Origin of the sequence: Mycoplasma sp. 3341, assembly GCF_051549855.1 — a bacterium.
GTDB lineage: Bacteria > Bacillota_I > Bacilli_A > Mycoplasmatales > Metamycoplasmataceae > Metamycoplasma.
In genome coordinates this window covers 215,336-227,633 of record NZ_CP196080.1, presented here as the reverse complement: position 1 = coordinate 227,633, position 12,298 = coordinate 215,336, and the positions used below count along the sequence as shown (strand labels likewise).

Below are 12,298 nucleotides of genomic sequence, written 5' to 3'. Positions count from 1 at the left end.
GTTAGAAACCAGTTACTTCCCTTTTTTGGATTAAAGGCGAAACGATAGTATAAGTTGCATAAATGACAGAAAGATTAAATCAAATTTTGACAGGACTCAATAGAGTATGAGAAGTTAAGTTAACTCAAAAATCAACTTTTAGAGACATTGTGTCCCCTCAAGAAAGTAATAAAACGTTTAAAAATTCTAAGATAGCACAGAAAGAAACAATGGCCATCATATCAATGAAACGTTGATATTTTCTTCGTAACACTAAACGATATATTGTTACACCTACCATCATGGTGGCGAATCCAGCAGTAGTTATTAAAATATAGAATCATTTACTTTTAATTCAACGGTTGTTAGCAAAAATTGTGTCAGATAAACTAGCGAAGATTGCAAAAATGATCAAGATTTGCACTGCTAGAATAATCATTGTTGAAAAATAAGCAAAATTAATTAATCCATATGGTTTAGATTTAGATTCAACTAAAATTAGTTTTACTTCATAATAAGCGACTTTTTCGGAAAAATATTGTGCTTGATCTAAATCTTCTTTATTGATTGCTTCTTGTTGACGAAGATTAAAGTAATCAATAATTTGTTTTAAGCGATAAATACGATAACGATTAGAGAAAAGTAATCCTCCCACATTGAAGTAATATCAAGCAGTAATTCCAGGCACAATTCCCGCTACTGCAACTGCAATTGTGTATAAAACATTGTAGTAAGTGGGAATTAGCGCAAAAGATATTAAGTCAGCCAAAACACCAGTAATTGCTCCGATGAAAGGTCCGAACAAAAATCCAGTAATTTTCACTGGTAAACCTATAAAAGAGAATTTAAAACTTGGTAAAGCGCTTATTGGTACAATTCGCACACTAATGATGAAAAACACAACACTAATTGCAATTAAAACTCCAACAAAGGCAATTTTTTTAGAATTTCATTTACTAAAATTGATGTCAGTTTGTGCTCTTAGTCAACTTAGATAGTGACGAATTCCACCTGGCAATTTATCCATATTTTCTCCTTTCTCAATAATTTTAATACATAAAGTATTAGTAACGTGATAATTTTAGATTTTTGTCAATTGTAACACTAGAAATAAAGGTCTTGTAATAACTTGCATTAAACAATATTCCGATGTAAGTGAAATAAGACATAAACAAAATAAACAATTGCACATACATAAATGAAGAAACAGATCCTCATTTTTCATATTTTGCAATCGAAGAAATGAAACCAAAGGTAATACTAAAAATTGACGAAGGAATAGCACTAATAAAAGCACCAATTGCAATATCAGAAAATTTAAGTCTAAAATTGGCTGCAAATTTAAATAAAAGTAGGTAACCAATTATAAAGAAGACAACAACAAAAAATGTCATCAATATGTAATAAATTAGTAAAAATTGTCATCCTTTGTGATCATAGCCTTCAGAACGTAAATAAGCTAAGAACAAGGTAAAAAGCAAGATCACAACATATAAAAATGCAGTCAAACAAATTACTATTCACAAGGCTTTAATTTTGGTTTTGAAGAAATTTGATGGTCTATCGTGATTATAAAAAATCGAAATAGACTCAATAAAACGAGTATAACCTCGACTCGAAATTCACACTGCACTGACAATTAATAGTATTGCAATTAAACTTCCGCCTGATTGGTTTTTAGCAAATAAACCAGTCAAGTTAGGCATAACCTTATTAATTCCTGGAATCAAACGAGCAAGAATGTCTTCACTCAAAACATTAGCATATGTGATTGACTCGCCATTGACTTGATTAATATAAGGGCTAGGAATTAGTCCGATTGTACTAATGATTACCAAAATCGGAATAAATGAAACGAACAAATAAAGAGCGGTTCCAGCTGGAATGTAAGCAAATTCTTTACTTCTTATTCTTGTATAAGTTTCATCAGTAATTTTATTCAATTTATCTTTTGAAAGCTTAGATGAAGGAACAACAACTTTAGCAATCAAAAGAATGAAACGCTTCATAATTAGTTCAATAAGATTGCTAAAGCGTGAATTTCGTATTGATCGAGATCTAATTCTGCGATTTCTTTGACTCATGTTATGAAAGTTTTTTAGCTAATATTTCTTGTGCTTTTTGTGCGTCGGCTTGTCCTTTTGTTTGCTTCATTACTTGCCCTATGACAAATTTGTTAACTCTTTCAGGACGTTGTGTGTATTCTGTTTTTAAATCAGGATATTGTTGTAAAACATTGTCAATAATTGAATCAATTTCGGAACTTAAATCTTTTGCATATAAGTTATTTATATTAAGAATTTCATTTAGACTCAAATCTGATGATTGTTTTTGCTCTAACACAATTTTTACTGAATTTTTCAGTATTTTATTTTCTTCAAGTAACAAAATCAACTGCTTTAAGTCTGAAGTTGAAATTTTTAAATCTTTTAGTACGATGTTTTTTTCATTTAAAAATGAAACAATATCACTGAAGAAAATGTTGGTTGTTTTTTTAAAGTCATTAGAAGCGATTGCATCTAAAAAATTAGCATATTCAATATTTTCAATTAATTGTCCAATTTGCACGTCATTTAACTTATTATCTAAGTAACGTTGTCTTCTTTGTCAAGGCAGTTCATTGATTTTTATGCTTGAAATTAATTCATTTGATAAGTGAACGAATGGAATATTAGGTTCAGAAAAATATTTGTAGTCAACTGCTCCTGATTTGCTACGCATAGTTTTATTTGTCTGAGTTTGTTCATCGAAACGTTTTGTTTGCTGTTCAAAGGTTTCATTTGCTAAATATTTAGCTTTTTGTCACTCAATTTCCCACTCTATTGCTTTGGCAACATTATTTAAAGAATTTAAGTTTTTAATTTCAACTCTTGTTCCATATGAATTTGATCCTTGAGGACGAATCGAAATATTGACATCAGCGCGTAAAGAACCTTCTGACATTTTTGCATCACTGATATTTAAACTCAAAGCAATCAAACGAATCATATTAATATATTCAACTGCCTCTTGAGCTGAGTGCATGACTGGACGTGAAACTATTTCAATTAAAGGTACACCTGCACGGTTGTAATTTATAAAAGTTGACCCGTTTTCGTGAAGTTGCTTAGCAGTGTCTTCTTCCATGTGAATACGTTCTATTGCTATATACTTTGTTTCATTATTTATTTGAATTGGCAATTTTCCATCTCGTCCAATTGGACGAAATTGTTGAGTAATTTGAAAACCTTTTGGCAAGTCAGGATAAAAGTAATTCTTTCTATCAAAGTGAAGCTCATTATCAATTTGCATATCTAGCGCTTTAGCTAGTTTGATTGCACTTATGACTGCTTGTTTATTAAGTAATGGCAGTGTTCCTGGGTATGCTAAATCAATGACACTTACTGCTTCATTTGGTTGAAGATTGAAATCATTAGCGGCATAAGAAAACATTTTGGTTTTTGTGTTTAGTTCTAAGTGAATTTCAATCCCTATAACTGCTTCAAATTCCATTATTTTTCTCCTTTGATAATATCTTCAATTCATAAAGCATGCTGCAACATTTTAACATCTTGATATTTAGCACTGTCAATCGCAAGCGAGTAAGGCATACTATTTTCATTTTTACCAAGCGGTAAAGTTAAAGAAGGATTACCTACTAGGTTAGCATAAGTTAAAATGTAATCCATGAATGATTCATCAGATTGAGCATCAAAACGTGGCGCAACATCTTTAGCTGCTGGGTATATGAAAATATCACAATTTTGGTGAATATTAGCGAAATAGTTAGCAAGCAAACGACGCATTTTCTGAGCTTTTTTCAAGTAACGTTCTTGATTTTCTTGTTCTAAATAATATGAACCTAAAATTAAACGTCTTTGAACCATTGGCCCTAATCCTAATTGACGAGTTTTAATATATGTTTGCATTCAATTATCTTGCTCTTGTCTTAGTCCGAAAGCTGTTCCATTTAAATTAGCAAGATTACTGCTTGCTTCCGTAAAAGCAATGATTTGATACACAACAGACACTGATTTTAGTAATTTTTCATCAACTTTTACAGGTTGTAATGAAACTCCTTCTTGTGACAATTTATTCAATAATTTTTGATAACTATCTTTTACACTCTTACTTAAATAGTCAAAACAATCCAGGTAGGCTATCTTTTGCGGTTTTTTAGTTTTTATTTCTTCTTTGCTAAAACTTAAATCTAGAGATGTGTTGTCATTTGAAAAATCTTGTTTGAATAACACTTGCGCAATTTCAAAACTATCGTTGACATTGTGACTAAATCAAGCAACAGTATCAAGTGAAGAAGCAAAGGCAAAAAGACCATATCGACTGACTGCTCCATATGTGGGCTTGAATCCTACTCTACCTACGTATGAAGCTGGTAAACGCACACTATCTCCAGTATCTGAACCTATTGCAAAACCTACATTTTCAGTAAATGAAGCAGCCGCTCCTGAAGAACTTCCGCCTGCCAAGTAATCTTTGTTTAAAGGATTGCGAACTAAGCCAAAATAAGAAAATTGTCCGGTTCCACCTAAACCAAATTCGTCTAGATGAGTTTTGAAAGCCAAAGTAGCACCTGCTTGTTGTAATAATTTAACAATTGTTGCATCATAGTAAGGAATGAAATTTTCAAGAATATGACTAGAAGCATGTGAAATACTGTCTTTGGTTGCGTAGTTACTTTTTAGCGAGTAAACACAATTAGCAAGAGTCCCTTCATTATTTAACCTAGCATCTTGATACACATAACTGACTGCATTATTTGTGTCATTTGCTGCTTCTATGAGCGCTTTTTGCAAATTTCCTTTGTTAATCATTTATAACCTTTCTTACCTTAACAAAAGTGTCGTCTTTGTCGTATGCATTGGTTAATAATTCTTGTTTGCTTATACCTGGTTTAGGTTCATCTTCGCGCAACATATCAAAATCAATAGCTTTTTCGTTAATGTGTGTCATGGGCTCAAGATGGTCTAAGCCAAAACTATTCAACAATTCAAGTTGTTTTTTGATGTTTTCATGTTCTTCATTTAGCAATAAAAAAACCTCTTCTTTCGGTTCAAACAATAAGTCATTAGCTAGTTTAATCATTTTTGCTTTTTCCACATTAGCCTCCTATCATTTTGGATATGAAACAAATTCCATGTCGTTTAAATAATCAAGTTCAGGAAGTTGTAAATTTCTGATAACAATGCGATAAGCATGTAAAAAGACACGATGCGATTTTTTGCCACCATATTTTGTGTCCCCTAGAATCGGCACTTGCATGTGCGCTAAAGTTGCTCTAATTTGGTGTTTTTTACCAGTTTTTAAAGTAGCAAATTTTTTACCGTTTTGTGTGAAAAAATGAGTTGTTGCTTTTACTCCAAATTTGTTATCACGATCTACTACCATCTTTTCTTTTTCAATGTCTTTTTTTAATCTAACACTTACTAATTCATCACCTTCAAAATCGCTAATGAATTGATATGTTTTTTCAAAATCATTATGTCTTGCTTTTAGTTCAACTAATGTTTTATAGTTTTTGGCATAAATTATCAGTCCTGATGTTACTCTATCCAAGCGACCAATTGAATCAGGAACAAAAGAAGCAAATTTTTCATATTTTAGGTATGTTAAAACTTGATTTTGTAGCGAGTCTTCTTCACCAACCATTGTCACACTTGCTTTTTTATCAACGATTAAAATATTGTCGTCTTCATACACTTTTTTGAAAGTTACATTGGTTTTTTGCACTCTTTTTTCAATGTTGGCATTGTCAATTCCATAAACTGTGACTTCATCACCATTGCTTAGTTTTAAGGATTTATCATTAGTTTTTTTACCATTTAGTCGAACATCTTTTTGACGAAATGTTTTTTCAATTTTTGAAATTGGAACATTGTTACAATTCTTGATTAAAAACTTGTATAAAGTTCTACCTTCATCATTTGCTGTTGCTTTTAGTTTAATCATTATATTCTCAATCCTGAACTATTGCATCTTCGTCATCACGACGTTGTGAATTAAATAAGTCGTAACGTTCTGCCTCAACTTTTTGCTCATCTTCTTCGTATTTGTCGAATTCTTCAAAAATCGGTAACTCTGAAAGTGACTTAATTTTGAAATAATCATAGAACTTGTTGGTAATTCCGTACAAAATAGGTTGTCCTGGTGTAGAAGCTACTCCTACTTCTTCAATCAATCCTTTAGCTAGTAAAGTTATAACAATATGATCACTGATTACTCCCCGGATGTTATTGATCATTGAACGTGTGATAGGTTGTTTGAAAGCAATAATTCCTGCAACTTCGACCGCTGCTTGACTCAAAGTTTGTTTCTTTGTGACACTTACTAAATTGCTGATTGCTTCTTTTGCTAAAGGAGCAGTTAAAAATTTGAAAACTTTGTTAAATTCATGAACTTCAATTCCTCTTGACAAAGAATTAAAGTATTTTTGAAAATCTTGTAAAAGTGTGTAAGCTTCATTTTCATTATTTAGATTGAATACTTCTTTCATTTGTTCAACTGAAAGACCTTGGTCGCCTTGAACATATAAAAGTGCTTCAATAATTTTATTGTTGACCATATTTTTCTCCTTTTTTGATTGCAACAATTTCTAATTCTTCATTTTCACTGATAACAACTACTTGTTGACGTGCTAGATCTAGTAAAGCAATTAAACTAATTACAAAATGCCCGTATGTCGGAACACTGAAAACATATTCAAAATTTAGAGTATCAGTGTTTTTAGTTTCAAATAATTGCAAAATTCTTTGTTTTTGTTCTTCTGGCGAAACTGCTTTAGTTGAAAGCGAAATATTTTTTAATGTTTCAGCATAAGTTCTTTCAAACATTTTTCTTAACACTAAAGCAAGTCTTGAACCTGATGAGTGTCCTGCTAGTTCATTAGGATCACCTTTTCGCACAAAAGGACGTAAATCACTAATGGTTTTGTTATATAAATCTTTTCTTTGTTCTTCGTGCTGTTTTAAAACAACACTCAAGTCTTTGAAGCGTTCATATTCAGCAATTTGACTCAACAAACGAATTTTTTCTTTGTTTGCTTCTTCTTGTTCTTCTGGATCTTGCAAAATCATTTTAGCTTTTAGATTAATTAAAGTTGCAGCCATTACTAAGTATTCAGAAGCGGTATCAAAATCATTTTCATTAAGATTGTGAATAATTGCTAGATATTGATCAGCAATTTCGTTAAGATCAATTTCTCAAATATCAATATTTTTATCTCTAATTAAAGTAACAAGCAAGTCCAAAGGACCTGCGAATGATGAAAGCTTAATGTCTAAGTAAGAAGGTTCTAATGATTCATTTGGTTCCATAAAAATTAAAAGTCCTCAAGTTTACGTGCTTTTTCTTGCAATTTTGCTTCTTTTTTAGCTTGTTTTTGGCTGTATGTTAGTTTTTTAGGATTGCGTTTTTTAGGTTGTTTTTTTGAATTGTAAACTTCTTGATTTTGATATTCTGATTGTACTTTTTGTTTTACTAAGTTAGCAATTTGACTTGTTTCAGCTTGGTTGATTTTCAAAGTGTCAATAGCATCATGAAAAATTACTTCAATAGTGATTTTTTTTCTTCGTTTTGGATCTAAAGCAATCCCACTTCCATTAATAGTCACTGGCACAACTGCAAAAGAATTAGATTTAACCACTTTGAATGCTCCTGCTTTAAATTCCAATAATTTGTCATCACGTGCTCTTGTTCCTTCAGGAAAAATTACCCCCAAAGTTCTTTGATCACGAACAAAATGACCAAAGGATTCCAATGTTTTAACGCTTTCACGAATGTTTTCACGATTTAGGTAGAATGTATCAATGATTGAAAGTGTTTTACGAGTTAAATATTTATCTTGTAGTTCCTGTTTTGCTAAAAATGTTGGTCTTAAATTGTCAACGTTAACATCTTTAGTTTGTTTGTCCATTGCTGCCATTATTGCAATAGCGTCAATATTTGACACATGGTTAGGATACAAAATTGCGCCATGTTTTGGCAATTTATCATACCCTTTAACAACTAATTCGATTTTTAAAAATTTCAATAATCATTTAGCTCTTTTAACTAAGTAATCTACTCTTTTTTGAACTGTAAAGACGCTTGGATTATTTTTTGAATTTCTAGCCGTTCTCAAAATTCCTAGAATTCTTAATCCTAGTCATGGGCTACACAAAATCATCTTTGTCTTAATATTCATTTTTGCTCCTTAATTTTTGATTGCCATAGCAATAACAAACTCACCCTCGCTAGATGTTGAAAGTGAGAAATTTTTGTAACGATAGGTTATATCTTTTGAAATTGAAATATCTTTAAAAGAATATTCACTATTGTCAGCTTTATAAATTGCTTCTTTAAGTGCTCATCTTGTCGCTAAAAATATATCTTTGTTTTCGCTTTTTTGATAGTCAACATATTCAATGTCTGACAGAAAACGTTTAATAAAATGTTCTTTTACTTCTTTAAACCGATTAATGTTTACCAAATCAATTCCTATCTTATACATGTTTATAATTATACCTGTGGTTTATATTTAAAATAAATATAAAAATTATTTTTTTCTAGCTATGATTTCTTACTTTAATAAGTAGGAGGCAATATGAATAAAAATAAAGGTATGCTTTTGGAAAAAATAATTAATCAAACTAATGAACGTTATGCCCTACTTAATCTTGCATTAATTCACAAAAAGAATCTTGATATTAAATTCAAACAAGTAGTAAAAAAGGACAAAAAATTACTGATTGAAGATGCTAAAATAGTGCAAAAATCGACAGTCGACTACTATGGAATTTATAGAGGTAAATTCATTGCTTTCGAAGCAAAAGAATGTGAAGGTGACACTTTTTCCTATCAAAATATACGTAAGCATCAAATCGAATATTTGGACTTAATTAATCGGCATCAAGGGTGTGGTTTCTACATAATTTTTTTCAAAAAATATGATGTCTTTTATTGAGTAAAAAGTACTCATTTACACACGTTTTTTGAAAAAAAGAGATCACTGAAAATGAGTGATCTCGACAAGATAGGAAACAAGCTAGAATTGATATTTCCTGGGGTATTAAATTATTTAGATTTTATTTGTTAATTTTACTTTTTAGAACTTTTGAAAATTTGAATTTAGGTTCTACCTTAGCAGGAACAATAAGTTGTTCTTTTGTAAAAGTGTTGATAGTTACTTTTTCGTCTTTGTGTACTGTGCTGAATGTTCCAAAACCTGAAATAGCAACTTTTTCTCCTTGTAATAATTGTTCAATAATTACATCTTCAAGAGCATTGTAAAATTGTTCAACTTCGCTAATTGACTTGTCTAATTTTTGAGCAATTTCGCTAATTAATTCTTTTTTGTTCATAACTATTCTCCTTTAAGATCTCTTTTAATCAAATTTTTCAACATTAGTTCTAAATCATAATCTTCATAAATTACTTTATATAAACCTTCAGTTATCGGTAATTCCATTTGTTTTTTACTTATAACATTATCATAAATCGCTTTTAAAGCAGTTAAACCTTCTACAGTCATTTTTGTATCAAGGGCTTCTTTACCTTTTTGACCGTAAAGCTTACCAAAACTAAAATTACGAGAAAACTCACTAAATGCAGTAACGATTAAATCACCTATTCCTGTCAATCCGAACAAGGTTTCTAATTTTCCACCGTTAGCTTCTGCATATTTGCGCATTTCAACAAGTCCTCGAGTAATTAGTGCTGCTCGAGTGTTAATTCCATAACCCTTTGCATCCAGAATGCCTGATGCAATAGCTAAAACGTTTTTATAAATCGAACCGATTTCAGCTCCAATTTCGTCTGTTTGAGTATAAACACGGAAATAATCATTTGAAAACAGTTGTTGTACCAATTTTGCTTTATTTTCATCGCAATCTACTGAGTCAACAACAGTTATTGAGTCTTTAACAATTTCTTCAGCGTGTGAAGGACCTATTAAACTAACAACACCTTTCACATTTGCATTGTTAGCTGTTTTTCGCTTCATAGCAGTGTGTAAAGGAATAATTGTTCCTGGATAAAAACCCTTAGCAACATTGATAAACATAACTTCAGAATTTAAATTTGCCAAAACATCATTAAATACTTGATCCATAAATTTAGATGGCACTGCTAATAAAACATAATTAGTTTTATCTAGTGCTTCTTTGAGATTGTTAGTTGTTTTAAAATTTGGTAAATATATTGATTCTGGAAAGTACTTTAAATTTTTGCCTTGTTTTAATTGTTCTAATTCAGTTGTATCAACACCATAAATAGTAACATCGTGACCGTTTTTATGCAAAATTTTTGCACAAGCTGTTCCCATTGAACCTGAACCGATAACAGTGATTTTATTACTCATAATTTCTTCCTTCGTTTTTGTTTCTTAACAGAATATTAATCGGAGTTCCCTCAAAGTCAAAATACTCACGTATTTGATTTTCGATATAACGCAAATATGAAAAGTGGGCATACTCACGATTATTAACAAACAACACAAATGTTGGTATTCTTCCTTCTATTTGTTGGGCAAAATTTATTGTTAAACGTTTACCTTTTAATGATGGTGCTGGCTTGAACAATTGCATTTGCATTATTGCTTCATTTAGTTTTGATGTAGGTATTTTTCTCTCAAGATTCTCTCTTACTGTAATTATTAGTTTTTTCAACTTATCTAGCCTCTTGTGACTTTTAGCACTTATAAGAACTATCGGAGCCCAGTCTATAAACTTAAATTTTTCTCGCAACATTTCTTCATGACGAATCATTGTATTAGTTTCTTTTTCGATTAAGTCTCACTTGTTAACAACTATAATAATTGGTTTTCTTTGTTCAAAAGCAAAACCTGAAATACGTAAGTGAAAGTGACTAATGTCTTCAGTTGCATCTAGTACTAAAAGAGTTAAATCACTTTCTTCCAAACTATTCATTGCACGCATTAGTGCATAATGTTCAACACTGTCAATAAGCTTGGATTTTTTCTTGATTCCGGCTGTGTCAATAATTTCAAATGTTTGGTCTTCTATTTTTACTAAATCACTAACGCTATCACGAGTTGTTCCACTAACGTCACTAACAATAGAACGATACGAACCGCTAAGAGCATTTAATAGTGAAGATTTCCCAACATTCGGTTTTCCAATTATGCTTAATTTGAAATGCTTTTCAGAATCTTCATCATTTTTGGTAATTTTTTCAACAATCGCATCTAGCAACGAACCTAAACCTTCTCCATGAATGGCACTAAGAGCAAAAATTTCATCAAAGCCTAGCGAGTAAAAAATAGGATTAAATTCACCACGCTCGCCTTCACACTTGTTAATGGCAAGAATAATTTGTTTTCCTGATTTACGCAACAAATTAGCTACATAATAATCTTCATTAGTTAAATCTTGGCGTCCATCAAGCATAAAGACAATAATATTTGCTTCTTCAATTGCTATTTGTGCCTGAATTGAAATTTGGTCTTGCATTTGGTCATCACTCACCGTGATTCCACCAGTATCCACAACTTTAAAAGTTGTTCCAGTTCAAGTCACTTCATCGTATAAACGATCTCTTGTAACTCCTGGTTGATCATGAACTATTGCTTTTCTTTTATTGATTAATTTATTAAAAAGAGTGCTTTTACCAACATTCGGCTTTCCAACAATTGCTACTAATTCTTTCATGCTTTTACTCCTTAATTTTTTCTAAGGCTAAAGCACGTATTTCTGCATAAACCTCTAGAAGACTTTTTTTCGATGAATCAATTCTAATCGAACCTGGTGAACATATTAATGGATCTTCTTTGCGATTCATATCTTGTTCATCCCTTGCAATAATTTCTTGCAATGTTTTGTCATAGTCACTATCGAAACCTAATTCAGCATTTTGTAAAACTCTACGTTTTGCTCTAATGTCAGCATCAGCTCATAAGAAAATTTTAAGTTCAGCAGTAGGAAGAATACGGTAAGTTGCATCACGACCATCAATGATAATTCCTTTATAAGAAACAGAATATCATTGTAAAAAGTCAACTACTTTTTTACGAACAGAAGGATAAACTGCAATGTCACTTGCTGCTTTGGAAACTTCATCTTTTCTTAAATCATGAGTAACATTACGACCTTTAAAATACACTTGTTCTTTTTCATCAATTTTGATGTCTTCGAAATTTCATTGACTATTCACTTGACTCTCATTTGTTAAGTCCAATTTTTGCTCAATTGCGTTTAGAGCAATTAGTCGATAAATTGAACCACTTGAGATAAAGAAATAGCCCAATTCTTTGGCTAGAAGTTTGGCAACACTAGATTTACCAACACCGCTTGGACCATCAATTGCTATGTTAATGCGCTTTTCCATA

Annotated in this window: 15 protein-coding genes; 1 reads left to right on the top strand and 14 read right to left on the bottom strand. The window is 31.2% G+C overall.

What is annotated here, in order from left to right; all coding sequences use genetic code 4:
* Position 1: 1 nt before the first annotated feature.
* The 10 genes from ACSH40_RS01110 to ACSH40_RS01065 form a co-directional block, all read right to left on the bottom strand.
* Positions 2 to 1,006, bottom strand: a complete 1,005-nt coding sequence (locus ACSH40_RS01110; protein ID WP_438341726.1) for an ECF transporter S component — start codon at positions 1,004 to 1,006, stop codon at positions 2 to 4.
* 37 nt (positions 1,007 to 1,043) lie between these two features.
* A complete protein-coding gene (locus ACSH40_RS01105; RefSeq protein ID WP_438341725.1) occupies positions 1,044 to 1,988 on the bottom strand; it encodes a YihY/virulence factor BrkB family protein in 945 nt (314 codons plus the stop codon).
* Between the two features lie 76 nt (positions 1,989 to 2,064).
* The gene (gene gatB / locus ACSH40_RS01100) at positions 2,065 to 3,471 is read right to left on the bottom strand and encodes an Asp-tRNA(Asn)/Glu-tRNA(Gln) amidotransferase subunit GatB (RefSeq protein WP_438341724.1); all 1,407 of its coding nucleotides are present in this window, start codon (positions 3,469 to 3,471) and stop codon (positions 2,065 to 2,067) included.
* Positions 3,471 to 4,790, bottom strand: coding sequence for an amidase family protein (locus ACSH40_RS01095; protein WP_438341723.1), 1,320 nt, complete (start codon positions 4,788 to 4,790; stop codon positions 3,471 to 3,473). The genes gatB and ACSH40_RS01095 overlap by 1 nt, the downstream gene beginning before the upstream one ends.
* A complete protein-coding gene (locus ACSH40_RS01090; protein WP_438341722.1) occupies positions 4,783 to 5,076 on the bottom strand; it encodes an Asp-tRNA(Asn)/Glu-tRNA(Gln) amidotransferase subunit GatC in 294 nt (97 codons plus the stop codon). The genes ACSH40_RS01095 and ACSH40_RS01090 overlap by 8 nt, the downstream gene beginning before the upstream one ends.
* Before the next feature lie 9 nt (positions 5,077 to 5,085).
* On the bottom strand, positions 5,086 to 5,925 hold the full coding sequence (locus ACSH40_RS01085; protein ID WP_438341721.1) for a pseudouridine synthase: 840 nt from the start codon (positions 5,923 to 5,925) through the stop codon (positions 5,086 to 5,088).
* On the bottom strand, positions 5,918 to 6,538 hold the full coding sequence (gene scpB / locus ACSH40_RS01080) for an SMC-Scp complex subunit ScpB (RefSeq protein ID WP_438341720.1): 621 nt from the start codon (positions 6,536 to 6,538) through the stop codon (positions 5,918 to 5,920). Before scpB ends, ACSH40_RS01085 begins: the two co-directional genes overlap by 8 nt.
* Complete coding sequence (locus ACSH40_RS01075) at positions 6,525 to 7,289, bottom strand: segregation/condensation protein A (protein WP_438341719.1); 765 nt, start codon at positions 7,287 to 7,289, stop codon at positions 6,525 to 6,527. Before ACSH40_RS01075 ends, scpB begins: the two co-directional genes overlap by 14 nt.
* A 5-nt stretch (positions 7,290 to 7,294) precedes the next feature.
* Positions 7,295 to 8,158, bottom strand: coding sequence for a lysophospholipid acyltransferase family protein (locus ACSH40_RS01070; protein WP_438341718.1), 864 nt, complete (start codon positions 8,156 to 8,158; stop codon positions 7,295 to 7,297).
* 9 nt (positions 8,159 to 8,167) lie between these two features.
* Positions 8,168 to 8,464: a holo-ACP synthase gene (locus ACSH40_RS01065; RefSeq protein ID WP_438341717.1), complete on the bottom strand. Its 297-nt coding sequence runs from the start codon at positions 8,462 to 8,464 to the stop codon at positions 8,168 to 8,170.
* A gap of 93 nt (positions 8,465 to 8,557) precedes the next feature.
* On the opposite strand from ACSH40_RS01065, the gene recU reads away from it, so the two are divergent.
* Positions 8,558 to 9,049 carry a Holliday junction resolvase RecU gene (gene recU / locus ACSH40_RS01060; RefSeq protein ID WP_438341716.1) on the top strand — a complete coding sequence of 164 codons (492 nt, stop codon included), beginning with the start codon at positions 8,558 to 8,560 and terminating at the stop codon, positions 9,047 to 9,049.
* Here the strand turns inward: recU and ACSH40_RS01055 are convergent.
* The 4 genes from ACSH40_RS01055 to cmk are packed head-to-tail and all read right to left on the bottom strand — an operon-like array spanning position 9,039 to position 12,297.
* Positions 9,039 to 9,314, bottom strand: a complete 276-nt coding sequence (locus tag ACSH40_RS01055) for an HU family DNA-binding protein (RefSeq protein ID WP_438341715.1) — start codon at positions 9,312 to 9,314, stop codon at positions 9,039 to 9,041. The two genes, recU and ACSH40_RS01055, sit on opposite strands and share 11 nt — an antisense overlap.
* 2 nt (positions 9,315 to 9,316) lie before the next feature.
* Entirely contained in the window at positions 9,317 to 10,312 is a 996-nt protein-coding gene (locus tag ACSH40_RS01050) for an NAD(P)H-dependent glycerol-3-phosphate dehydrogenase (RefSeq protein WP_438341714.1), read from the bottom strand.
* Positions 10,305 to 11,621, bottom strand: a complete 1,317-nt coding sequence (der, locus tag ACSH40_RS01045) for a ribosome biogenesis GTPase Der (RefSeq protein WP_438341713.1) — start codon at positions 11,619 to 11,621, stop codon at positions 10,305 to 10,307. The genes ACSH40_RS01050 and der overlap by 8 nt, the downstream gene beginning before the upstream one ends.
* A 4-nt stretch (positions 11,622 to 11,625) precedes the next feature.
* Positions 11,626 to 12,297: a (d)CMP kinase gene (gene cmk, locus ACSH40_RS01040; RefSeq protein WP_438341712.1), complete on the bottom strand. Its 672-nt coding sequence runs from the start codon at positions 12,295 to 12,297 to the stop codon at positions 11,626 to 11,628.
* Position 12,298 lies beyond the last annotated feature (1 nt).